The organism is Campylobacter sp. 2018MI10 (assembly GCF_018501175.1).
Lineage (GTDB): Bacteria > Campylobacterota > Campylobacteria > Campylobacterales > Campylobacteraceae > Campylobacter_E.
In genome coordinates this window covers 80,534-103,230 of record NZ_JAHCZD010000002.1, presented here as the reverse complement: position 1 = coordinate 103,230, position 22,697 = coordinate 80,534, and the positions used below count along the sequence as shown (strand labels likewise).

General features: G+C 28.1%; 22 protein-coding genes, 5 tRNA genes and 1 pseudogene. 11 read left to right on the top strand and 17 right to left on the bottom strand.

Going from position 1 to position 22,697, the window contains the following annotated elements; all coding sequences use genetic code 11:
* Positions 1–67: 67 nt before the first annotated feature.
* The 4 genes from KJR01_RS01615 to KJR01_RS01600 are packed head-to-tail and all read left to right on the top strand — an operon-like array spanning position 68 to position 4,256.
* Positions 68–1,501, top strand: a complete 1,434-nt coding sequence (locus tag KJR01_RS01615) for a metal ABC transporter solute-binding protein, Zn/Mn family (protein ID WP_214116305.1) — start codon at positions 68–70, stop codon at positions 1,499–1,501.
* Positions 1,464–2,747 carry a hypothetical protein gene (locus KJR01_RS01610; protein ID WP_214116303.1) on the top strand — a complete coding sequence of 428 codons (1,284 nt, stop codon included), beginning with the start codon at positions 1,464–1,466 and terminating at the stop codon, positions 2,745–2,747. Before KJR01_RS01615 ends, KJR01_RS01610 begins: the two co-directional genes overlap by 38 nt.
* Positions 2,744–3,469, top strand: a complete 726-nt coding sequence (locus tag KJR01_RS01605) for a metal ABC transporter ATP-binding protein (RefSeq protein ID WP_214116301.1) — start codon at positions 2,744–2,746, stop codon at positions 3,467–3,469. Before KJR01_RS01610 ends, KJR01_RS01605 begins: the two co-directional genes overlap by 4 nt.
* Positions 3,450–4,256 carry a metal ABC transporter permease gene (locus KJR01_RS01600; RefSeq protein WP_250325106.1) on the top strand — a complete coding sequence of 269 codons (807 nt, stop codon included), beginning with the start codon at positions 3,450–3,452 and terminating at the stop codon, positions 4,254–4,256. Before KJR01_RS01605 ends, KJR01_RS01600 begins: the two co-directional genes overlap by 20 nt.
* Before the next feature lie 33 nt (positions 4,257–4,289).
* Here KJR01_RS01600 and KJR01_RS01595 read toward each other — a convergent pair whose 3' ends face one another.
* Positions 4,290–5,105, bottom strand: a complete 816-nt coding sequence (locus KJR01_RS01595; protein WP_214116294.1) for a mechanosensitive ion channel family protein — start codon at positions 5,103–5,105, stop codon at positions 4,290–4,292.
* A gap of 95 nt (positions 5,106–5,200) precedes the next feature.
* Between KJR01_RS01595 and KJR01_RS01590 the strand changes: the two genes are divergently transcribed.
* Positions 5,201–5,776 carry a DJ-1 family glyoxalase III gene (locus KJR01_RS01590; RefSeq protein ID WP_214116280.1) on the top strand — a complete coding sequence of 192 codons (576 nt, stop codon included), beginning with the start codon at positions 5,201–5,203 and terminating at the stop codon, positions 5,774–5,776.
* Positions 5,777–5,902: 126 nt separating this feature from the next.
* Here the strand turns inward: KJR01_RS01590 and KJR01_RS01585 are convergent.
* From KJR01_RS01585 to KJR01_RS01565, 5 genes are all read right to left on the bottom strand, one after another.
* A tRNA-Ser gene (locus KJR01_RS01585) sits at positions 5,903–5,990 on the bottom strand.
* A gap of 46 nt (positions 5,991–6,036) precedes the next feature.
* Positions 6,037–6,110 (bottom strand) — tRNA-Cys (locus tag KJR01_RS01580).
* A gap of 3 nt (positions 6,111–6,113) precedes the next feature.
* Positions 6,114–6,201, bottom strand: a tRNA-Leu gene (locus KJR01_RS01575).
* Between the two features lie 16 nt (positions 6,202–6,217).
* Positions 6,218–6,292, bottom strand: a tRNA-Gly gene (locus KJR01_RS01570).
* 63 nt (positions 6,293–6,355) lie between these two features.
* Entirely contained in the window at positions 6,356–7,252 is an 897-nt protein-coding gene (locus KJR01_RS01565; protein ID WP_214116278.1) for a GGDEF domain-containing protein, read from the bottom strand.
* A gap of 200 nt (positions 7,253–7,452) precedes the next feature.
* Here KJR01_RS01565 and fliQ point away from each other — a divergent pair, with 200 nt between their 5' ends.
* Both fliQ and KJR01_RS01555 read left to right on the top strand, forming a co-directional pair.
* Positions 7,453–7,719, top strand: coding sequence for a flagellar biosynthesis protein FliQ (fliQ, locus tag KJR01_RS01560; protein ID WP_214116269.1), 267 nt, complete (start codon positions 7,453–7,455; stop codon positions 7,717–7,719).
* The gene (locus KJR01_RS01555; protein WP_214116267.1) at positions 7,716–8,138 is read left to right on the top strand and encodes a Sua5 YciO YrdC YwlC family protein; all 423 of its coding nucleotides are present in this window, start codon (positions 7,716–7,718) and stop codon (positions 8,136–8,138) included. Before fliQ ends, KJR01_RS01555 begins: the two co-directional genes overlap by 4 nt.
* A gap of 1 nt (position 8,139) precedes the next feature.
* Here KJR01_RS01555 and KJR01_RS01550 read toward each other — a convergent pair whose 3' ends face one another.
* From KJR01_RS01550 to KJR01_RS01525, 6 genes are read right to left on the bottom strand one after another with little or no spacing between them, the layout of a single operon-like run.
* On the bottom strand, positions 8,140–8,967 hold the full coding sequence (locus tag KJR01_RS01550) for a GHMP family kinase ATP-binding protein (protein ID WP_214116266.1): 828 nt from the start codon (positions 8,965–8,967) through the stop codon (positions 8,140–8,142).
* Positions 8,967–9,209, bottom strand: a complete 243-nt coding sequence (csrA, locus tag KJR01_RS01545) for a carbon storage regulator CsrA (protein ID WP_214116264.1) — start codon at positions 9,207–9,209, stop codon at positions 8,967–8,969. The genes KJR01_RS01550 and csrA overlap by 1 nt, the downstream gene beginning before the upstream one ends.
* Complete coding sequence (locus tag KJR01_RS01540; protein WP_214116262.1) at positions 9,203–10,000, bottom strand: pseudouridine synthase family protein; 798 nt, start codon at positions 9,998–10,000, stop codon at positions 9,203–9,205. The genes csrA and KJR01_RS01540 overlap by 7 nt, the downstream gene beginning before the upstream one ends.
* Positions 10,000–10,398: an META domain-containing protein gene (locus KJR01_RS01535; protein WP_214116259.1), complete on the bottom strand. Its 399-nt coding sequence runs from the start codon at positions 10,396–10,398 to the stop codon at positions 10,000–10,002. Before KJR01_RS01535 ends, KJR01_RS01540 begins: the two co-directional genes overlap by 1 nt.
* A complete protein-coding gene (locus KJR01_RS01530; RefSeq protein WP_214116257.1) occupies positions 10,395–10,952 on the bottom strand; it encodes a TlpA family protein disulfide reductase in 558 nt (185 codons plus the stop codon). Before KJR01_RS01530 ends, KJR01_RS01535 begins: the two co-directional genes overlap by 4 nt.
* A 9-nt stretch (positions 10,953–10,961) precedes the next feature.
* A complete protein-coding gene (locus KJR01_RS01525; protein WP_214116255.1) occupies positions 10,962–11,801 on the bottom strand; it encodes a hypothetical protein in 840 nt (279 codons plus the stop codon).
* A 75-nt stretch (positions 11,802–11,876) separates the two neighbouring features.
* On the opposite strand from KJR01_RS01525, the pseudogene KJR01_RS10505 reads away from it, so the two are divergent.
* Positions 11,877–12,650: pseudogene (locus KJR01_RS10505) on the top strand (nitrate- and nitrite sensing domain-containing protein); the annotation flags it as partial.
* A 99-nt stretch (positions 12,651–12,749) separates the two neighbouring features.
* Positions 12,750–13,823: a methyl-accepting chemotaxis protein gene (locus KJR01_RS10490; RefSeq protein ID WP_442862270.1), complete on the top strand. Its 1,074-nt coding sequence runs from the start codon at positions 12,750–12,752 to the stop codon at positions 13,821–13,823.
* Positions 13,824–13,862: 39 nt separating this feature from the next.
* Here KJR01_RS10490 and KJR01_RS01515 read toward each other — a convergent pair whose 3' ends face one another.
* The gene (locus KJR01_RS01515; RefSeq protein WP_214116245.1) at positions 13,863–16,052 is read right to left on the bottom strand and encodes a molybdopterin-dependent oxidoreductase; all 2,190 of its coding nucleotides are present in this window, start codon (positions 16,050–16,052) and stop codon (positions 13,863–13,865) included.
* A 65-nt stretch (positions 16,053–16,117) separates the two neighbouring features.
* On the opposite strand from KJR01_RS01515, the gene KJR01_RS01510 reads away from it, so the two are divergent.
* Both KJR01_RS01510 and KJR01_RS01505 read left to right on the top strand, forming a co-directional pair.
* On the top strand, positions 16,118–16,666 hold the full coding sequence (locus KJR01_RS01510) for a biotin transporter BioY (protein WP_214116243.1): 549 nt from the start codon (positions 16,118–16,120) through the stop codon (positions 16,664–16,666).
* A gap of 148 nt (positions 16,667–16,814) precedes the next feature.
* Positions 16,815–16,889 (top strand) — tRNA-Asn (locus tag KJR01_RS01505).
* A 505-nt stretch (positions 16,890–17,394) separates the two neighbouring features.
* On the opposite strand, the gene KJR01_RS01500 is transcribed toward KJR01_RS01505, so the two are convergent.
* The 4 genes from KJR01_RS01500 to KJR01_RS01485 form a co-directional block, all read right to left on the bottom strand.
* Positions 17,395–18,156 carry an FAD:protein FMN transferase gene (locus KJR01_RS01500; protein ID WP_214116241.1) on the bottom strand — a complete coding sequence of 254 codons (762 nt, stop codon included), beginning with the start codon at positions 18,154–18,156 and terminating at the stop codon, positions 17,395–17,397.
* Complete coding sequence (locus tag KJR01_RS01495; RefSeq protein WP_214116231.1) at positions 18,153–19,754, bottom strand: TolB family protein; 1,602 nt, start codon at positions 19,752–19,754, stop codon at positions 18,153–18,155. Before KJR01_RS01495 ends, KJR01_RS01500 begins: the two co-directional genes overlap by 4 nt.
* Positions 19,755–19,875: 121 nt before the next feature.
* Positions 19,876–21,315 carry a pyruvate kinase gene (gene pyk, locus KJR01_RS01490; protein WP_214116229.1) on the bottom strand — a complete coding sequence of 480 codons (1,440 nt, stop codon included), beginning with the start codon at positions 21,313–21,315 and terminating at the stop codon, positions 19,876–19,878.
* 1 nt (position 21,316) lies between these two features.
* Positions 21,317–22,663 (bottom strand): FAD-dependent oxidoreductase, encoded by a 1,347-nt coding sequence (locus KJR01_RS01485; RefSeq protein ID WP_214116221.1) that lies wholly within the window; start codon positions 22,661–22,663, stop codon positions 21,317–21,319.
* Between the last annotated feature and the right edge of the window lie 34 nt (positions 22,664–22,697).

The following is a 22,697-nucleotide window of genomic DNA, read 5'->3' as shown; positions in this document are numbered from 1 at the left end:
CTAAGTTGCATTTAAGCAACAATTTACTACACTTGCAACTTTAAAACATTTATGAAAAGGAATTGCAATGAAAAAGATATTATTAAGTTCATTAGCTAGCGTGTATTTATTAGCTAATAATGTAGGAGTTAGCATATTACCACAAGTTGAAATTGTTAAAAAACTATTACCAAATGCAAATATTACAACTCTTATGCCAGCAGGAGCTGACCCGCATACTTACGAGCCAAAACCAAAGCAAATGATGGAGCTTAGTAAGGCTAAAGTATTTTTAGGTATCGGGGTTGAAATTGAAGATATATGGCTTAAAAGACTTGCCGAAAATACCAATATAAAAATAATTCACACTGATGAAAATATCCAAAAAAATAATTATTCTCATAAAGAATTAAACGAGCACCATCACGAACATAATAATGATGTGTATAATGGGATTTTTGATGATAATGATGTAAAAAATAGAGATTTAAGTGATTGGATTGGTGATTGGAAATCAATTTATCCTTACGCTAAAGATGGAGATTTTGATGAATATTACAAATTAAAATCAAATGCAAAAAAAGATAAAACCGAGCAAGAATATAAAGAATATTATCTAAATGGCTATAAAACCGATGTAGAAAGCATAATCATTACAAAAGATAGTATGGAATTTATACAAAATGGTATAAGTAAAAAATCAAATTATAAATATATTGGATACAAAATATTAACCTATGAATCAGGTAAAAAAGGTGTTAGATATTTATTTGAAGCTACCAATAAAGATGCGGCTTTTAAATATGTGCAATTTAGCGACCATAATATCGCTCCTACAAAAGATTTAGAACATTTTCATATATTTTTTGGCAACTCTAGTCAAGAAGAATTGCTAAAAGAAATGGATAATTGGCCAACTTATTATCCTAAAAATATGAGCGTAAAAGATATTAAAAAAGACTTAATTCATCACATAGGCTCAAATCATAAAGAAGAGCACCATCACCACGAACATCATCACGAGCATTCAGGCTTAGATGTGCATATTTGGACTGATCCTATTTTATTAAAACAAATTGCACAAAATTCAGCTAATGCTTTAAAAGAAGCTTTTCCTAATGAAAGCAAAACAATTGATGAAAATCTAAAAAATTATGAAAAAGAATTAGATGAATTAAACTTAAAAATATATGATTTAACGAAAAATGTGAATGTAAAAGGTTTTATAAGTGCTCATCCATCGTGGGGATATTTTGCTAAAAGATATAATCTTGTTGAATATACTTTAGAATTTGAAGGTAAAGAAATAAAACCTAGTGAATTAGCAAAAATCATAGAAATTGCAAAAGATAAAAAAGCTTGCCTTGTTTTAAAAGCACCGCAATTTAATGATAAATTAGCAAAAACCATTCACAAGGAAAGTGGATTAAAATTAGTAGAAATCAATCAACTTTCTAATGAATTATCTAAGGAGCTTTTAAACTTTGCGAAAATTATTAACGATAATTGTTCTAAGCATTAATATATACGCTTGTGCTTTATGTGCTTTATATACGCCAACTGCTCATGTTAGCTTTAAAGGAAATTCCATTTCATGGGAATTTTCTTCTAATTTTTCACAAACACTATTAGACGGCTATGATTTAAATAATGACAAGAATTTAGATGAAAAAGAATTAGTAGCCGTTCGTGCTGCTTTGCTTGATTATTTACTACCTAGAGATTTTTTAACTACTTTAAAATATTATGATTTGCCATTCGGAGAAAGCAAAAAAATCAAATTTATTGTTAAAGATATTAAAGTAAGTTTTGATAAGGAGCTTTTTTTAGAATACTTTATAGATTATGATTTTAGTCCTAAAATTGATAGAGTTTTAATGTTTTCGGTAGAGGATTTAGATGGGTTTTTTAATTTTAAAATAAAAGAAAATACCTATAAAGTAGATGGTTTTAGCATTAATGAAAACATTAATCTAAATGCAGTTTATTATGAATTTCAAAAAGCAAATGTAATAGAAAAAATAGCTCAAAAAGTAGATGAAAAAGTAGAAAAATCAAAAGAATTTGAAACCAACACTTCAAAATCATTTTATGATATTTTATTAGAAAAATTAGCAAAATTACAGAGCAAAATGCTTGAATTATTAAAAGACAATAGCATATATTTATATCCTATCGCACTAATTTATGGCTTTTTTCACGCTTTATTACCAAGTCACGGAAAAAGCATAACCGCAGCTTATTTTATGAACTCTAAGAAAAAAATATTATTTTTTAGTCTAAAAGTAGGTTTTATTCACTTAGCAAATGCCTTTATAATTGCTAGTTTTTTCTCTTTATTTAATCTTTTAAATCTTAATAAAATTTCAGGATTTTTAATAAGTTTCTTAGCACTTATTTTGCTTTATTTAAAACTAAAAAAACCACAAATTTCACAAATTGCAAAAACACCAAATAATATAAAAAGCTTTAGTGTGGCTAATGAGAATAGAATTTTAAATGTAGTAAATAAAGAAAAAGTTCTTGATAATTTCTTAGCATTTAGCATAGGTTTATTGCCTTGTCCTGGACTTATTTTAGTAATTGGTTTTATAAGTAGCTTAGGTGCTAGAGCTTTTATAGCGGCTTTATTAATCGCATTAGGTATGAGTTTAGCTATATTTTTAAGTGCATTTATAATAACAAGATTTAAATTTAACTCAAAAATAGAGATTTTAAGCCTTGTATTTGTAATATGCGTTGGATTATTTATAGGATTTTTTGGATGATTGAAGTAAAAAATGTAAGCTTTTCTTACGATACGGAAGAGATTTTAAGCAATATTAGTTTTAATGTAGAAAAAAATGAATTCGTAGGAATTATAGGAGCAAACGGCGGTGGAAAAAGCACAACTTTAAAGCTTTTATTGGGTTTGTTAAAACCAAGTAAAGGCGAAATTATTATAAACACAAATAAATTAAGTTATGTTCCGCAAGTTGCTAATATAAATCCTAGTTTCCCTATCAATGTTTTAGATGTGGTTTTGATGGGAACTTTAAAAAGAAATTCATTCTTTTTTAATTCAAAACAAGATAAATTAAATGCACTTTTAGCACTTGAAAAATTGGGCTTAAAAGATTATGCAAATAAAAGATTTGCAAGTTTAAGTGGCGGGCAAAAGCAAAGAGTTTTAATAGCTAGAGCAATACTTAGTGGCTGTGAATTATTATTACTTGATGAGCCTACTGCTAGTATTGATGCAAAAGGACAAATAGAAGTGTTTGAATTATTAAAAAGCCTTAATAATCAAGGAATTAGCATAATTTGTGTTTGCCACGATATAGCTTTAATTTCTTCGTATGCAAATAAATTAATTCATATTAGCAAGACCGCACATTTACACAAAATCACAAAAGGTCTTGATAGCAACAAATTATTACACTTAGCAACGCATAAAAATAATTTATGCGAAGTTGATATATGGGAAAATTATGGAATATCTAAATTATAATTTTATTCAAAATGCAATTTTAGCAGCGGTTTTAGTAAGCATTGCTTGTGGGATTATAGGAGCGCTTGTTCTTACAAATCGCCTTGTAGCAATGGTAGGTGGTATTTCTCACGCAGCTTATGGTGGGCTTGGGATTTCGCTTTATTTTGGAGTTAGCACGATGCTTAGTACTTTAGCCTTTGTTATTGCTTGTGCTATTTTGATTGCATATTTATCAAGAAATTACAAAAATCAAGATGCTGTAATTGGTGTAGTATGGGCTTTTGGAATGAGTGTTGGGATATTGCTTAGCGATTTAAGTCCTAATTCAAATTCCATAGTTTTTAGCTATTTATTTGGAGCTATTTTGGCAGTTGAATTAAGTGATATTTATATTATGTTAAGTGCTGATATAGCTTTTATCATAATGGCTTTTGTGTTTTATAGACAATTAATAGGAGTTAGCGTTGATAGTGAGTTTTGCAAGGCAAATGGTGTTAATGCAAATCTAATTTATTATATGCTAATAATTGCAGCCGCTGTTTGTATAGTGATTAGTTTAAGAGTAGTTGGAATGGTTTTAATACTAGCTTTGCTTTGTATTCCTAGCTATATTTCTTCTATGTTTTGCACTAAGCTTTCATCTATGATGATTATTTCTGTATTATTATCGCTATTTTTTTGCTTAGGTGGATTAATTTTAAGTATTGCTTATGAATTAAGCAGTGGAGCTTGTATAATTTTACTTGCTTGTTTTTGCTTTATGATTGCTTATGTTTTAAGTTTTATTGTGAAAAAAAGAATTTGAAATAAGATAAAAATCTCATTTCAAATTCTAAAATTATTTTATAAATATCTTTGCAAGTGCTTCATTTACCTGCATTGAAGCTTTTTCATAATTTTCATTTTTTACCCATAGTTGAATTGCTATTTCTATATTAGTATCATTTACATTTTTAACCCCAACATAAATTGCTGGATTTTTTAAAATTAATTCATTTTGACCTAATGCTGTTTCAACTTCTTTTCTAACATCACATAAAGTTGATGGGTCAATTACTTTAGAATAATCAATTCTTCTTGTTTTTTCACGAGAATAATTATAAATATTATCGCTTATAACTTTTGAGTTTGGAACTATTATATTTGTATTATCGTATGTTCTAAGCGTAACTGAAAACAAACATATATCAGATACAAATCCTTCTCCTGCACCAAATTTTACATAATCACCTATTTTAAAAGGTCTAAACACTACAACCAAAACACCCGCAGCTATATTTGATAAAGTTTCTTTAAATGCAAAAGATATAGCAAAAGATGTAGCTGTAAATAAAGCAACGAATGAAGTCGTATCAACACCAACATTATTAAGTGCTGCTAGAATTCCAACAACTAAAATTATAATTTTTACAAGCTTAACTAAGAAATTGGTTAAAGTCTCATCTGTGCTAATTTTAATTAAAGTAACTCTTAAAATTTTTCCTACAACTTTCATTAAAAACAATGCTAAAATAATAATAAGAATTGAACCTAAAATCTTAAAACCATATTTTAAGAAAAATCCTTCAAAATCAAAACCTGCACTTTGCAAATCAATTAGTTTATTCAGAGTTTCTGTGGTTGTGGCTTTTACATCTTGAATTGTTGTATCCATCAATATCCTTTTTAAAAAATTTGAAAATGAATATTAACAATTAATTACTTAATTTTAATTAATATTATTCTCTAATCTAATTAAAAGGAGTAAAAATGAAAAATATTTTAGTGCCTATGGCAAATGGAGCTGAAGATATTGAATTAATTAGCATTATTGATATTCTTCTAAGAGCGAAAAATTATGGAGCTAATATAAATGTAATTTGTGCTAGTTTAGATGATAATTTAGAAGTTACACTAGATACTGGTATGGTTTTAAAAGCTAAGGTAAAACTAAGCGAAGTTGATACTAAAAACATTGATGCAATTGCTCTAGCAGGTGGTTTTGGTGGTATGACAAATCTTAAAAATAGTGAAAAAATCAAATCAATTTTACAAGATTTAAATTCTCAAAACAAATTAATAGCAGCAATTTGTGCTTCTCCAATAGTTTTAGCAAATGCTGGGGTTTTAAGTGATGAATTTACTTGCTATCCAGGTTGTGAAGAAGGAATTAAAGGAAGAAGATTAAATGAGCCTGTAGTAGTTCGTAAAAATATAATCACAAGTGCTGGACCTATCACTTCATCTTATTTTGCACTTACAATAGTAAAAGAAATGGGATTTTTAGACCAATTTAATGGAATGCTTGATGGTTTGTTAATAAATCAATTCGGAATTAAATTCTAATTAAAATATATTGAGTGTTTTTCAACACTCAATTAAAATATTTTCTTCTAACAAAGGAGCTAAAAAAGCTAGAACAAAATACTTTTTTAAAAAAATATAAAATGAAAAAGATTGTTAAAAATGAAGTGGCCGGGAGAAAGGGATTCGAACCCCTGGAGGCTTGCACCTCAACGGTTTTCAAGACCGCCGCTTTCGACCACTCAGCCATCTCCCGAAAAATTATCAAACAAGCGATAAAAGATTTTTTGCAAAAGCCTTATTGGAGGTGATACTCGGATTTGAACCGAGGATCAAGGCTTTGCAGGCCCATGCCTTACCGCTTGGCTATATCACCTTATGGTGCCCAGAGCCGGACTTGAACCGGCACGGTAAAAACTACCGAGGGATTTTAAGTCCCTTGCGTCTACCATTTCCGCCATCTGGGCAAAATATGTAAAATAATGGAGCGGGAAACGAGGTTCGAACTCGCGACCCCAACCTTGGCAAGGTTGTGCTCTACCACTGAGCTATTCCCGCACTTATGAAATAAAGACAGAATTATATATTTTTTTTCTTAAATTAAACTTAATTATAAAAAAATTATGAAACTTGTATATTTACACAATTTTTGCCGCTTTTTTTACCAAAATATAATTCTTGATCGGCAATTTTAAAATAATGCTCAAAACTATCTTTACAAGGATTTTTAATAAAAATACCACCAATTGTTATAGTTGGTTTTATGTTATATTTTTTCAATTCTTGTTTTGAAACTGAATTTTTTACTACATTCATATAGTATTCTGCTTCTTGATTGTTTTTCACATTTAATTTCACTACAAATTCTTCGCCACCCCATCTAGAAACAACGCCTTTAAGCCCTAACATTTCATACTGAATTGCTGATGCTACACTTTTTAAAACTATATCGCCTATATCATGACCATAAGTATCATTAATTCTTTTGAAATTATCTATATCACAAATTGCTATTAAAAGTGATTCATCTTTATTGAAGTTAGGAATTATCTTTTCTTCAAAGTATTTTCTATTAAAAAGACCTGTTAGAAAATCTCTATAAACCAAATAAGTTAAGTCGGATAATTTTTTATTTGAAGTAACCGTTGCAAGACCACCATAAATTAACATAAAAACAGAGCTTGAAAATGTATTGATATAGAAAAACAAATCTTGACTATTACTATATTCACCTACTAAATAATGTCTAAAATAATATAAACCATATATGCTAAAAAGCAAAAATAAACTTACTGATATTCTATAAAGCCACTTGCTAAAAAATGTAAATTGCAAGAAAAATAAGCACATCATAATAGTGCTAAATCCACTTTCAAACCCTAAATAATAAGAACCCATAATTTGGTGTAAAAATATTTCGGCAAATGCTACAAAAAACGCTGCTGTTATTTTGTCTTTTAAATAAAAGCAAATTGCTACAAAATAACTCGTTATTGAGTAAATATTAAAAATAGCCATAGGAAAAATACCATTAATTAAAAACAAAAAACAATAAACACAATGTGTAATAAATATAGAAACAAGTAGCCAAAGGTTTATGTCTATTTCTTTTAATAATTTAATAAAATCGTTTCTAATGGGTATTCCTTGTTTTTTAATAATAAATAGTTAAGTAATTTTGCCTAAAATTGTTTAACACTTTGATGATAAGGATTAATATGGAAAGCACTTTAGTTGCACTTGGGGTATCAACTTTTAAAATAGCACTTTTATTATCACTTCCGATGCTCTTAGCTGGACTTATTGCAGGACTTTTAATAAGTATATTTCAAGCGACAACCCAAATTAACGAAATGACTTTAAGTTTTGTGCCAAAAATCATTTTAGTCGTAGTAATTATTATATTTTTAATGCCTTGGATGATGAATCAAATGATAGATTTTACAACTATGATATTAAATAAAATTCCAAGTTTTGTTAAATGATTTATCTAGCACAAACCGATACTACAGCTGGATTTTTAAGTAAAGATTATAAAGAAATTAATTTAGCTAAAAAAAGAGAAATCAATAAACCTTGCATAATCACAAGCACATATCTAACTAGCCTTAAAAACCTTGCAAGAGTTCCAAATAAATTTAAAAATCAAGTAAGAAAAGCTAAAAAAACAACCTTTATATATAAAAACCAAATATCATTTAGGCTAGTAAATGATAATAAACATAGTTTATTTTTAAAGAATTTTAAATATTTATACTCAAGTAGTGCAAATTTGCACGGATATGAATTTGATATAAATTATGCAAAAAATATAGCCAATGTAATTGTGGATTTGGATTTAGCTCAAAAAAGTTCATCAAAAATGTTTAAAATAAACAATTCTAAACTAAAGCAAATTAGATAAATTATGATTTAAGTTTAAAAAAACTACCCCCACTACCACTTAAAAATAAGCCCTTATTAGCATAGTCTAAAGTGATAGAATATAAAGCATTGCAAGGTTTTAGCAAATCATTTAATTCATAATTTGTAAAATTATTTAAAAGCTCTTTTGTCTTTAATTTACTCAATTCGTCATTTTCATAATATTTTGGCTCTTTTGCAAATTCGCTAAAAACATCTTTTGTGCTACAAGGTGTGCTAAATTCTAATGAAAAATCGCATAAATCATCGCTAAAATCATCAATTATCTCACCATATCCACTAACATTAGCACTCTTTAGCCCGCTTTCAAAAAAGCTCACATCAGCCCCACTAAGCCTAGCAATTGCTTTAGTATCAAAAGGCTTTATATCATTTAATAGTTTTATAAAACAAGCAGCATTAGAACTAGCACCGCCAAGTCCTGCAAAAGTAGGGATATTTTTGTGTAAAACTAAAGCGAAATTATTTTGAAATTCTTGTTTTAAATTCTCATCAATCAAACTTAAAACTTTTGAAAAAATATCGCTTTTAGAATAAAAATTACTTACTAAATTATCATTTATCAAATAAAATTTATCCATCAATTCATCTTGTTTAAACTCATTTTCGTAAGTAATTCCATTGATTTTTAATAAAGAATTTGAATTAGGAATTAAAGTTTTATCTAAATTCCTAGCTTCGCTTTTAGGTATAAAATAAAGCTCATCATATAAATTATCAATCCTATAAAATCTTGAAATTAATTGATGATAATTATCCTTTTTGCCTGTGATTTTTAAAAATATATTAATCTTTGCAAAAGCTTTCATTATTTATCTTTTTTATACATTGAAAGTGAGCTTACTAAACTATCTAACAATTCACTTGAAGATGCAGCTGATTGGATATTTTCATCTTTTATAGAATCTACTAATTCATCTCTTAAAATTAAAGTTTGTTTAGGAGCTTCTATACCGATTTTTACCGAATCGCCCTTTATTTCAAAAATCTTAATTTTAATCCCACCATCAATAACTATTCCTTCACCTGCATTTCTTGATACTACTAACATTTTTCCACCTTATTTAAAATATATTCTATTTTTTCATCTAATCTAATAATGCTAAAACAATCTCCTAAATCTATTTTATAAATTTTGTAATCTTGTTTTTTAAAATCATTTAAGCTTAATTTTTTGCCTAATAGCAAGTCGTTTATATCGCCTAAATAAAAATTTTCTTCTAAACCAACACTTCCAAAAGCATCATAATTTTTAAATTCTTTAAAGCCGCCTTCACTAAGTCTTCTTAAAGCACTTAAAGTCCCTTTTACACCTAATTCATCGCAAATTAGCTTGGCGTATGAACGAACATAAGTGCCTTTGCTAGCACTTAATCTAAAACTAATAAAAGGGAAATTATAATGCAAAAACTCCGCTTTTACACTCATTACACACTCATTTAGCTCAACCTTTTCGCCATTTCTAGCTAACTCATACGCTCTTTTACCATTGATTTTTTTAGCACAAAATATAGGCGGAGTGTAAGTTATATCTCCTTGATACTTAGCAAAAGCTTGCATAATTTGCTCTAAACTAGGCTCTTTAACACTACAAAAGCTTATGTTTTCATTATCCAAGCTAGGGCTAATTGCACCAAGCCAAATCGTTGCTTCATAGACTTTTGGCTCAAGATTTAAAAAGCGAAATAATTTTGCGTGTTTTTTATCAGCACAGAGTAATGCCCCGCTAGCAAATGGGTCAAGTGTGCCTGAATATCCTAATTTTAGCCCTAATTTTTTACCTAATTTTAAAGCGTAAGAATTAGAGCTAATATTAATTGGTTTGTTTGCTAGAAAAATCATTATTCAAAAATAATTTTTACTTTATCGTTTTCTAAGCCATTTTCTATTATTTGCATACTTGTAAGACTACTAGCAACTGCGTTTTCTACTTCCATTACTTGATTAGGGCACATCATTTTTGTGCTTGCTGGATTTTCATAATAAATATTATTATTTTCTTGTTTTATAGCACTAAAAATTCTATTGCAACCTACAAACATTCCTAATTTATTATCTTCAATTATTAAAGACCAATTACTAGAATTGCTATATTCTTTATTTGTGTCTTTAACTATAATTTTTGATATTTTATATTCTTTATTTTCTAATTTTTTCACTTCTTTTGCTACCTCAACATTGTTAGTATTTACACAACCAAACAACACTAATACACTTAATAAGATTAAAGATTTTTTCATTTATTTTCCTTTGCTTTATTTATACTTTCTCTTAATAATCCTTCATCGGCTTTACCTAAAATAAAATACTCATTTCCTAATTTTTGATATTTACCATCTTTTAACATTACTTTAAAAGGTAATTGAACCTGAGTATTATATTTTATATCATCTGTTATTGCTTCTACTATCAAATCTGCTCTTTTATCATTTGTTAAAAAATAATACGCATTATAGTTCTTTGCAAATTCTTTTAATTTTTCATTATCTGCTTCTTCTGCATAAGATAATCCAACAAACACTAAATCATCTAAATGCTTTGATTGTATATCAAAAAGCATTGGAGCTTCGGCTCTACAAGGCTGACAAAAAGTCCCAAATATATCAATAATTAAAATTTTATTGCTATCAACCAAACTAAAGCCATTTTCTTCTCTTTTGATTTTTATTTCTTGATTATCCCAACTTTTTAAAGTTAATATATCTCCAGTTTTAATACTTGTAGTTTTAGCTTCATCGCTGCAAGCACTAAAAAATACAGCAATAAAACTAGCAACAAATAATAATTTTTTCATACCCACTCCTTAAAAACTTCTAATAAATACGCTATGCATAGGTTTTCCATCTTTATCAAGTTTATAATACTTAAATGCAATCTTGGTTCCTATGTTTAATGGTTTATTAATTTCGTTTATATTAAAACCACTGCCTATAGTAATAGTTGTAAGCTCGTTATTATTTAATTTTTCATCGGTAAATTTAGTAAGAGCTCTTAAAGCGTTAATCTTTTTCCATTGGCATTCATAATTAATTAGCTTACCTTCATTGTTTAAATTAGTTTTTGATATAACGCAATTGTCTTTATAAAATTTTCTAATTTGAACTATTTTATCTTGTCTTGGAACATCATAATTAGTGTTCTTTTTGTGTAAATATACGCCCTCTGATTCTTTTAATATAACTTCATTAAAAAAATCTACAAATTCATCTTCACTATTAAATTCATTCTGAACTACGAATGTAATATTTTTATTAGGGTGTTCTTTTAAATAATCTCTTAAATAATTTAATCTATCCTTTAAATCTCCCTTTTGATTAGGGACATCAACCACATAAAACTTAGCACATTTAAGCTTGTTTAACATAACATCATTAAAGGTATCATAATAATCTGTCCCACAAAATAAAAGACCTTTTATCTCAAAAGGTGGAAAATCCTTTGTAAAATCTTTGCTAATTTCATAAGTTTGATTATGATTATTATATAACTTTTTACCATCCCAGTTTGCACCCATACCATCAATATATTCGCTAATATAATAATCTCTTACATCAATACTTTTTAACTCATCAAAATCACTTCCTTTAAATGAGCTACCTAGTAATGTTGAAAAAAACATACAAAAAATTAAAAAAAATTTCATCCATTCTCCTAAAATCTATATAATTCTTTAAAAAACTTTAAAATAAAAATCTAAATCTATTAATTAAGGGGACTTATGATTTCTAAAATATCTATTTCTAAAAAACTTTTATTGCTTACAAGCACATTTTTAATTATATTATTAATTTATAATATTTTGCTAATTAAAAATAGTTATAAGACATATAATTCTTCAATAACTGCACAAGATAGCGTAAAGATAATATCTCAAACCAACGAAATAATTCACTTATTACAAGTTGAGCGTGGGCTTAGCGTAGGATTTTTAGCTGGTGCAAATAAACAAACTTTAATAGAACATAGAGCTAAATTTATTTTAAATAACGACTTAAAAAACGAAGTTGATAATCTAAGAAATATGGTAGATAATAAGGCTAATAGAGCTGTAGTATTACAAAATTATACTAATTTAATAAATCAACAAATCAAAAAAGTTAAAGATATTTCTCAAAGTCTTGATGAAAGCTATGCTAGTTTAAGCGATGCTCTTAATTTAGTAGCTACTACAAAAGAAAGATATGGCTTATTAAGGGGGACTTTAAACGGAGTATTTAATGCAAATACTATGGATATTAACACTTTTTCAAACATTAGTTACCTAAATACAAGTATTTCTGGAAAATTAAAAGAATTAAAAGAATTAAAAATTAATTTTATAGATGAATATTTAAAAAATCTTTCAAATCTTGAAAGTTATAAAAAACTTCAAGAATTTATATCAACTACTATGAATAATAATATAAATGGTAATTTTAATATAAATGCAAATGAATTTTTCCAAGTAGCTACTAATGTGATAGAAGATTATAAAAAATTAGAAAACGAAATAACAAATCAAATTCTAAATAAAGCAAATATAAATAAGTCTGAAGCTCAACAAGAAATAATTATTCAAATAATAATAGCCTTATTAGCACAGATTTTAAATATGTTTTTAGCTTATGTAATATCTAAAAATATCATTAAAAACCTTACTTTAATCAATACTGGTCTTAATAGTTTTTTTGATTTTTTAAGATATAAAAGCAATGATGTAGATAAAATAATCACAAACAACAAAGACGAATTTGGCAAAATGGCTATGCAAATAAATGCAACCGTATTAGAACTAAAGCAAAATTATGAAAAAGACCAAACCTGTATAAATGAAATTACAAATATTACAAATTCTATTAAACAAGGTAGTTTAAACAATGAAATAACCAGCGAACCTTACAATCCAAAAATAAAAGAATTAAAAGAAATTCTAAAAGAAATGTTGCAAACTCTAAAACTAAAAATAGGAAAAGATATTAACCAAATTGATGAGCTATTAAAAGAATACTCAAATATGAATTTCAAAAATAATATAAAAAACCCAATAGGAGAAATAGAAAATAGCCTAAATACCTTGCAACAAGAAATTAAAAATATGCTTTATTCTCAAGAAAATATAAGCAATACTTTAAAATCAAATTCTAATAATTTAAAAGAAAATATGAAGCTTTTATTAAATGGTAGCAAAAAGGCTAAAAACAACCTTGAAGAAAGTGCAGTAGCAATCAATCAAATGTCAAGCTCAATGACTGCAGTAGCTCAAAAAAGCCAAGAAATCATTCAACAAAGCGATAGCATAAAAAGCGTTATTGATGTTATTAGAGGCATTGCAGAAGATACAAATTTATTAGCCTTAAATGCTGCTATTGAAGCAGCGCGTGCAGGTGAGCATGGGCGTGGATTTAGCGTGGTTGCAAGTGAAGTTGGCAAATTAGCTAATAACACTAGCTCATCATTAAATCAAGTAGAAGCTAATGTAAAATTATTAGTCCAACAAATTCACGATATTGGTATGAGTATAGATGAGCAAACTCAAGCAATTAATCTAATCAATACAACCATAAACGAAATTGATGAGCTAAGTAAAGAAAATGATAATATTGCAAATGATACAAATAAAGCTGCAAATAGCGTAGATAGTCTAGCTAGCAATATTTTAGATGATTTAAACAAAAAAGAATTTTAATTATCCTAGTTTTTAGGATAATTAAAATAAGAATTTAAATTATAAATTCTTAATAATTTTCGGAGCTTTAAAGCAGTCTTTCTCCCAGTTTTTAGTGCCATTAAATTTTTCTATATCTACTTTACAAGTGTGAGCTGTGTTGCTATTTGATACAGCTGAACTTGGGCTTGAGCTTGTTAGCACATTTACATTTCCATTTAGGCACCTTTTACCATCAATTTGCCACCAAGCACCTTGAAAAATCAAAATATTATTAGGATTAATATCACAAATTATTCTAACCCCCACTAAAATCTCACCCCTATCATTAAAAACCCTTACAATATCTCCTTGCTTAATGCCCTTTTTAATAGCTAAATCTTTATGCAAATAAACAGGCTCTAAATCATTTTCACTATCTCTTATATCGCTATTATGTAGTTGTGAATGAAGTCTATAAGGACTATGTGCAGAAGTTAAAAATAAAGGATATTTGCTTAAAAGCTCATCTTTTTGCTCGTATTTTGCGATATTGTTTTTTATACTTAAATTAATATTTTTTATGTTTTTAAATCTTGTAAAAGGCTCTAACTCGCTTAAGCCCTGCACTTTTTCATAAGATTTTTCTAAAAACTCATCAAACTCACTTAAAATTATTCCTTTTTTAAAATATCTTTCTTTAATATCTAAATAAGCTAATTTTACTAAGTCTAATTCATCTAAATCACGGCAAAATTCATAAGATTTATTAAATCTTTTTGCTATTTCTTTGCATATTTCAAAATCACTTTTTGCGTTATAAAAAGGCTCTTTTATAGGTTTTAGTGCAAAAATTATTTCTTTATTCGTGCTTTGCTCTATATCATAACGCTCCCCTTCAATAGCAATAGGCAAAACAATATCGCTCATCTTAGCTTGAGCCGTCCAAAAAGGCTCAAGTGTGATAATGCACTCAAGATTATTTAAAGCCTTTAAACTCTCATTGCTATTTGGCTGATGGGTAAGGTATGAGCCACAAGCATTTATCATTAATTTTATATCAGGATAGATGATTTCTTCATCTTTATAAGTGCTTTTTGTATTAGGCTTTAATAAGCACTCGCTAAGTCTTGAGCTTGGGATATAATGATTTTTGCCTTTTATTTCGCCTAAAAGTGCATTTATATCGCTTAATTTTTCTGTATTTTTTGCACTCTCACCCTTGCAACCACTGCTTAAATTAAACTCAATCCCTAAACCATCTTTGCCTATATGTCCGCACATAGCAGCTAAGCAAATTATTGCTAAGTAGTTAAATTCTCCGTTTAATTGTCTTTGAATTGACCTACCTAATAAAATATTACTAGGATTATTTTTAAGCTTTAAGGCTAGATTTTCTAAATCAGTTTTGCTAATACCACAAATCTTACTAGCCCATTCTAAGTCCTTATTTACACCGTCGTTTATGCCTAGAAAATAGTCTTTAAATGTATCAAATCCTGTGGTTTTACTCTCTATAAATTCTTTATCATAAAGGTTATTAGTATAAAGATAATTGCACATTCCAGTAGCCATTGCCATATCAGAATTTGAATTAGGAGTTAGAGTTGTTGCATTCATCATTTTTGCACTCTCATTAGCCCTAATATCTATAAAAATTACTTCAATATCTTTATTTTCAGCCATTTGTTTTAGATATTTTTCGTGTTCGTGCATAGGAATATCGTGGGCAATTTTACTTGTAATAATAGGATTAGCTCCCCAAAACACCACTACTTTAGCGTGTTTGATTATTTCTTTATAATCAGTTGCTCTTTCATAAACACAAGATGAGCCAAAAACATAAGGCATACTAGCTATTGCAGAGCCGGTTGAATAATCTCCTAACTCAAAGACCCCGCCACCAAGAGCATTGATAAGTCTATGAATTAGCATTCTACCCCAGCCGATTTTACCTACCCCACCCCATTCGTAACTTTCAGCGTAAATACTGCTAGAGCCATACTTTTCATAATATTTTTTAAGATTATTTGCAATTAATTCAAAGGCCTTATCCCAAGAAATCTCTATAAACTCATCATCTAATCTATCCTTAGAACCATCTAAAAATCCACGCCTAACGCAAGGATTTTTAATTCTTGAACTATGATTTATTCTGCTTGTATAATGATTAATCAAATCAGTCGGGGCTTCATCGTAAATAAAAGGCGTAATTTTATCATCTTCTAAATAAAACGCCCCTACTCTAGTGGCTATTAAATGTTTTTTCATAATTCTTCCTTTATAAATATTATTTTTAGTATATAATCATTTTTTAATTTTACAAAGGAGGGATTATGTTAGCAGCTTTAAAAAGTTTTTGCTTAAAGAAAAATACCGCAAGCAATACAGCTAAAGTATTACTAGCAAGTATTTTAATAGCGTTTGCTGCTAATTTAAAAATAAGCATAGACATCATACCCTTTACTATGCAAACTATGGTGGTTTTAACTATATCTTATGCTTTAGGCTCAAGACTAGCTTTATTTAGTTTGATTTTATGGTTTTTAGAAGGTTTGTGTGGCTTTCCTGTATTTGCTAGCGGTGGTGGTTTGCACGCAATTTTAAGCCCTAGTGGTGGGTATATTTTTGGTTTGATTGCTATGGGTTATATTATGGGAAAAGCTAAAGACCATGATATAAACAATGTCTTTGCGTTAAGTTTATATGCTCTAGTAGCTACTGCGGTGCTTTATATTTGTGGCTTATTTATTTTAAGCTTTTATGTTCCTAAGGATAAAATACTTAGTATAGGGTTATATCCTTTCATAGTAACTGATATTGCAAAAGCATTTTGCGCTGCATTGCTTATAAATCCTGCTTATAAACTATTTAAAAACTTATAATTTATAAGTGCTTTTAAGTCAATAAATCATTTTGACTAAAAGCATTTTTTATTAAATTTCACATTTTTTTATATTTTTTTCAAAAAACTCTTGACAAACAAAATTTTCTTGGCTATTATTACGCTTTTACTTAACGATTACTACTTATTCCGGATTAGCTCAGCGGTAGAGTAGGCGGCTGTTAACCGCTTGGTCGTAGGTTCGAATCCTACATCCGGAGCCACTTTTTTATTTCCCTTAATTTTATTTTTAGCTCGTATCTAAAATAAAACAAATATTTTAAATATTAAATTCGCAATATAATTATTTGCAAAAAAATAGAATTTAAAATTGATAGCACAATATAAAAAATCACAACAAAACTATATTAATAGACATAAAACTCAATAAAACTTCTAATTATTTTAACAAGACAAACATATTAAAATTAGTAAAATATTACAAATAAAATATAACAAGCAATAGTTTTAAGCACTATTCATAAAGATATATTTAAATTTTTAAAAATACTCTTAATAATGATTTTGATAACAAATTATGTTGCAATGAGTAAGATAAGAAGCAGTATTTGTAATTTTATCTATTTTATGAAAGTAATACAAAAATTATTGCTATTTTTCTTTAAATATCTAAAAAGCAAGCATTTATAACAATATTTTTAATCAAGATTGTTCTAAAGCAATATAATAAAACTATCTTTATTTTCACTTCACTTAAAATATATTAAATTACCTGTCGCGATTAGATTGGTATTTTATTTCGTTATTAAAATCAATGCAAATTGCTAAATACTCTTTAGGCAAAATAAATTCTTCAAAGCACAAAGCAGTTGAAAATACCCCACAACTAAGCGTGTTTTCTCCTATTACACTAACTTGAGAGTATTTAAAATCTTTTGTATTTATTATGTGATTTGCTCTTTCATATTGTGCTGAAGTTGTTAGCGATTGATTTAAGATTTGCCATTTTTTAATAGCTTCTTGTGGATTTTTAGGATTTTTAATATTTACAAATATTTCTTTATTAGTCTTTAAATCCCCTCCAAAATTAATCACATATTTGTATTTTTCACAAATTTTAGCACATTCATCAACTGCAAATTCTTTAATCACACCACCTAAGTCAATTTTTGTATTTATATCTTCAAATTCTATAAATTTTTTAGATAAAAAATATGAATTTTTACCATATTTTGCATTATTTTTTAATTTTTTATTGATTAATGTAATATCAAAAGCATAATTAGTAATTTCACTAAGACTTGAGAGTTTTTGCAAAATCATCATAGTTTGCTGGTCTAATTTTATACGATTTTTGCTTTTATTATTAATTTTAGATACCAGCGAAGAATTATCAAAATAATTATATTTTAAATGTAGATTCTTACAAAGCTCAAAACATTTAATAGCTAAATTAGAAGCTTCATATTCGCTAGCTTCTAATTTAACAACACATTTTGTGCTAAAACAAGAAAAAACAAATTCTTTCACTTACTAACTTTTATATTAAATGGAGTTGTTAAGGCTTCTTCACGAATTATTTTGCCGTTTTCACATAGCTTTAATATAACGCTAAATTCCCCACTTAAATCATTTTTTGGTAAAGCAAAAATTTTACCTTTTTCATCAACAAAATCTGCAAACTCATCAGGTAAAAGATAAACAATATTTATCCCATCAATATGTTGTGGAAAAATAATATCTGATTTTATTTTTTCTTTTCCACCACTATTTTTCATCTTAATTTTAATGTTTTCCATATTTGGTGCAATAAAACTAAAAATATTTGCTTTTAAATTCTCAAATTTATCATCTATACTAATGCTTTTGCCTTTTGATAAATCATAAATATCAATATTTCTACGATTATTAGAAACAATTAATGTATTATTGTCTTTAAATGTAGCGGCATAACTTACATTCCCACCCTTAATACTTCCTGCTAAATACGGCTTATTTTCAATATTAAAAATGCTAGTTTGCCCTAATCTATCTCCAAAAGTATAAGCCAAAGTTTTACCATCTGGACTAATAGCATAAGAGCCAGAATATAAAGCAAAACCTGTATTTGAACACTCTGTTGTATGATTTAATACACTTACTTTACATAGCTTAGAATTATAATTATGTGGTGTTGTATAATAAATATTTTTTGCATCAGGACTTACTAAAAAAGGGCTTGTAGTAGCTTTTATAGGACGACCAAAATATTGTGCGTTAAAATCTGCGATTTTATTTAGTTTAGATTTTTTAATATCGTATTCATAAATGCCTTTATTTTCGCCTTTTACAAGCACAAATAATCTATCAAGACTAACATCAGCCTTTACTACATCTTTAATCTTAAAGCTTTTTATCAATTTTAAATTCTTATCAAAAATACTAAAAGTTTCTTTATCATCTAAAGCAATTACACCATCTTTGTATTTTCTAAACAAAAAATATTCACCCTTTAAAAAGGCTAATTCCTTTAAATCACCGCTATTATCTAATTTTATTTTATGTAGTCCTGAATGGTGCAAATATGGTCTAGCATTTTTATTATCTCTTCCTAAATATTTTGGCATAGTATTTACAAAAGCAGTTTTATCATCTATAAATTCTACTTGCTCTACGAAAAGCTCACTTGCCCCACTCCACTCATCATCATTATTATTATCTGTTTTGCTATCTTCTTTAACTTTTTCTTGTTTTTTTGCATCGTCGGTAGCTTCTGGATATTTCTTACCTAATTCAGAATGATCAGCATCTTTTATCGCGTAAAAATCATTATAAACAATATTGTCATTTTTTAAATCAAATAACACTATTGATGAATGATAGCTCCCTGCTGCTAGTAATTTATCATCTCTTACGCTAATATCTCTAAAATACAAATCAGTTTTTGATTTGCCTTCAAAGTATCTTGCATAATGCCACTTAAAACTATCATCTGGATTTAAAGACTTAATAAGATTTGCTTGAATGCTAGTTTTATTAATACTATCATCATAAATATCAATCATTTCATTTGGTTTTATTACATAACTAGCATTTAAAGAACTTGCTAAAACACAAGCTAAAGTTGAGCTTAAGAATATTCTCTTCATTTAAACTTCCTTTCATAATTATTGATAAGTATTATAATAATTATTATTTAATATAAGTTTAAATATCATTCATTTTTTAGAATTTAAAATAAGCAAAAGCCTATTTTAAATTCCTTTTTTTCTACAAGTTTAAATAATACTCTATTTGTTCTTTTCCAAGAACTCTGATTAAATTCGTGCTACCTGTTTCTCCTACAGGATAACCTGCTGTAATAACATAATTTTTACTCTTATCCATAATGCCTTTTTTTACCCCTACTCTTACACAATTTTGTAAAAGTTCGTGCAAACTACCTGCCTTATCAACCACATAAGCTTCACTAAGACCCCAACAAATACTAAGGCTTTTTAGTGTTTTATCACAATGGCTCATTGTTATTATCTTTGTATCAGGTCTATATCTTGCCATTTTTTTAACACTTGCACCACTACTTGTAAGACAAATCAATGCGTCTGCATTAATATCTTTTGCAAGTTGCACAGCTGATGCTGCGATGGTATCAGTCATATCTCTTTTATCGTGATTAAAATTGCAATATGGATAGATTTTCTCTACTTCGCTAATAGTTGCAGCCATAATGCTAACGGCATTTACAGGGTCAATTCCAACTGCACTTTCTTCGCTAAGCATAACTGCATCAGTTCCATCTAACACAGCATTTGCAACATCGCTTATCTCTGCTCTAGTTGCACTTTTGTTATTTGCTAAAGAAAATAGCATTTGAGTTGCAGTAATTACTGGTTTACCTATTTCGTTAGCTTTTTTGATTATTGATTTTTGTATGCTTGGAACCTTATAAAAAGGAACTTCTATTCCTAAATCCCCACGAGCAACCATTATCCCATCGCTTACATTAAGAATTTCATCTATATTCTCAACAGCATCAAATTTCTCAATCTTTGCAAAAACAGCAGTTTTATTTCCGTTTTCGGCTAATATTTGCTTAGCATTTTTGATATCATAAGCGTTTTGAACAAAAGATATTGCCATATAATCAACATCATTTTTAACACCCCACAATAAATCATCTTTATCTTTTTTAGTAATTACTTCTATATTGATTTTTGTATTAGGAAAATTTATACCTTTATTTGACGCTAATTTTCCATCGTTTTGAACTTGGCATTTTAAATAATCTTGATTTATATCTTCAACTATTACTTTAATAGAACCATCACATAAATATATAGCTTCGCTAACTCTTACTGCACCTAAAATTTCATTATAATTTGTGCTTACTTCATAGTGATTTTGTGCTTTTTGATTAGCCTTTATTGTATGCCTATAAATATCTAATCTATCGCCTTTTTTTAATAAAAATGGCTCGGGAAGTTCTAATACCCTAATCTTTGGTCCTGAAATATCTTGTAATACTCCGATATTTTCGCCTAATTCTTCAGCTATTTTTCTTACCTTATCTAAATTCGCTTTATGATATTCGTGAGAGCCGTGAGAAAAATTTAAACGAAATACATTAACACCTGCTTTTATCATTTCTCTTATACATTCTTCGCTATCGCTTGCAGGCCCTAAAGTTGCTATTATTTTTGTTTTTTTCATTTTATCCCCTTAGTTCTTTATTGAATAGTTCTTCGTTAAATTCAAGTTTTAAATAATCAACCACCATTCTTAAATCTCTTAAAGCATTTCCCATACAACTAGTCGCACCTGGACTTGGGGTCATATTAAAGATTATTCCTTGATTTTGTGGCACTATACTAGCTTCGCCTAGCATTAATTTCTTTTCAGTTTTGTTTAGCACTTGTGGGCGAACTCCACCAAAACCTTTTGCATAAGTTATATCATCAGTTGTAAGACTTGGGACGATTTTTCTAGCGTCTTTTACGAAAAGATTTTTATTAAGGTATGGCGCTTCAAATAAGAAATTTCTTAAAATATAATTTCTAATAGTGCTATCTTTCATTAAATCAAGTAAGATTTTAATAGTAGTTCCATCAAGGCGTAAAGTTGTAAAAAATTCAGGCAAACTCTTAAGCCCGTGATAACGCTCAAGCTTAGGTAATACTAAAGCAGTCGGACCAAAACGAGTATTCATATCACATAAAATATCAGGGTCGCCGTGTAATGCTGCAAAAGGTAATTTTGGATTTTGAACCATATAAACTTTACCATTTAATAAATGCTTTTTAGTCAGATAAAAGCTACCTGCAACAGGCAAACAGGCGTAATCAAGACCATAGCCCATCTTATGTGCTAAAAACAATGAATGAGCACCTGCATTTACCACTACGAAATTCGCACTAAATTCAGTCTTGTTAGCACTAATTAAATAAAAAACATCGCCTTTTTTATAAATATTTACAATTTCTTCATTAAAAAACATTTGATTTTCTTGATTAGCTTTCATTGCTTCTTCAGCTAAACTCTCACTCATTTTGCCAAAATCAACCGTTGTATAACAATCCCCTGCTAATGCACCCATTGCAAATATTTCTTCAGGTCTATCACCACCACCTAAAGCTTCTACTACTTTTGGCTCTATTCTTTTTATTTCTGCTTTATCAAACTTTCTAATATAAGGATAAATATCTTTAAATTCTTCATATCTTTTTTGCATAAAAGCACATTCTTCTTCACCAACAGCTAAAGCCATTTTTTGATGAGAAAACATAAACTTCTCTTCTGCTTTTACTAATTTTGCATAATTTACAATCATATCAGCGTTAGGTTTTACTTTTGAAGCTTTTTCATAAGTATAATTTGTCTCTATATCTCCGCTATGAATTGTTTGAGAATTGCTAGTGCCTTTAGAATTGAGAGTGCTTAATGCGTGATATTTTTCTATTAATGCCACTTTTTTTACATTTGTATATTTGCTAAGCTCATAAAACAAAGCCGCTCCACTAATTCCACCACCAACTACTATAACATCAAAATGTTGTGCCATACTCCATCCTTTTTGTAATTTTTTTAATGATAAT

Bases quoted from the DNA above. Each gene is read 5' to 3' on its own strand.
- KJR01_RS01615 (WP_214116305.1), top strand. From the start codon at position 68: ATGAAAAAGATATTATTAAGTTCATTAGCTAGCGTGTATTTATTAGCT.
- KJR01_RS01605 (WP_214116301.1), top strand. From the start codon at position 2,744: ATGATTGAAGTAAAAAATGTAAGCTTTTCTTACGATACGGAAGAGATT.
- KJR01_RS01600 (WP_250325106.1), top strand. From the start codon at position 3,450: ATGGAATATCTAAATTATAATTTTATTCAAAATGCAATTTTAGCAGCG.
- KJR01_RS01595 (WP_214116294.1), bottom strand. From the start codon at position 5,105: ATGGATACAACAATTCAAGATGTAAAAGCCACAACCACAGAAACTCTG.
- KJR01_RS01590 (WP_214116280.1), top strand. From the start codon at position 5,201: ATGAAAAATATTTTAGTGCCTATGGCAAATGGAGCTGAAGATATTGAA.
- KJR01_RS01565 (WP_214116278.1), bottom strand. From the start codon at position 7,252: ATGGCTATTTTTAATATTTACTCAATAACGAGTTATTTTGTAGCAATT.
- fliQ (WP_214116269.1), top strand. From the start codon at position 7,453: ATGGAAAGCACTTTAGTTGCACTTGGGGTATCAACTTTTAAAATAGCA.
- KJR01_RS01555 (WP_214116267.1), top strand. From the start codon at position 7,716: ATGATTTATCTAGCACAAACCGATACTACAGCTGGATTTTTAAGTAAA.
- KJR01_RS01550 (WP_214116266.1), bottom strand. From the start codon at position 8,967: ATGAAAGCTTTTGCAAAGATTAATATATTTTTAAAAATCACAGGCAAA.
- csrA (WP_214116264.1), bottom strand. From the start codon at position 9,209: ATGTTAGTAGTATCAAGAAATGCAGGTGAAGGAATAGTTATTGATGGT.
- KJR01_RS01540 (WP_214116262.1), bottom strand. From the start codon at position 10,000: ATGATTTTTCTAGCAAACAAACCAATTAATATTAGCTCTAATTCTTAC.
- KJR01_RS01535 (WP_214116259.1), bottom strand. From the start codon at position 10,398: ATGAAAAAATCTTTAATCTTATTAAGTGTATTAGTGTTGTTTGGTTGT.
- KJR01_RS01530 (WP_214116257.1), bottom strand. From the start codon at position 10,952: ATGAAAAAATTATTATTTGTTGCTAGTTTTATTGCTGTATTTTTTAGT.
- KJR01_RS01525 (WP_214116255.1), bottom strand. From the start codon at position 11,801: ATGAAATTTTTTTTAATTTTTTGTATGTTTTTTTCAACATTACTAGGT.
- KJR01_RS10490 (WP_442862270.1), top strand. From the start codon at position 12,750: ATGTTTTTAGCTTATGTAATATCTAAAAATATCATTAAAAACCTTACT.
- KJR01_RS01515 (WP_214116245.1), bottom strand. From the start codon at position 16,052: ATGAAAAAACATTTAATAGCCACTAGAGTAGGGGCGTTTTATTTAGAA.
- KJR01_RS01510 (WP_214116243.1), top strand. From the start codon at position 16,118: ATGTTAGCAGCTTTAAAAAGTTTTTGCTTAAAGAAAAATACCGCAAGC.
- KJR01_RS01495 (WP_214116231.1), bottom strand. From the start codon at position 19,754: ATGAAGAGAATATTCTTAAGCTCAACTTTAGCTTGTGTTTTAGCAAGT.
- pyk (WP_214116229.1), bottom strand. From the start codon at position 21,315: ATGAAAAAAACAAAAATAATAGCAACTTTAGGGCCTGCAAGCGATAGC.
- KJR01_RS01485 (WP_214116221.1), bottom strand. From the start codon at position 22,663: ATGGCACAACATTTTGATGTTATAGTAGTTGGTGGTGGAATTAGTGGA.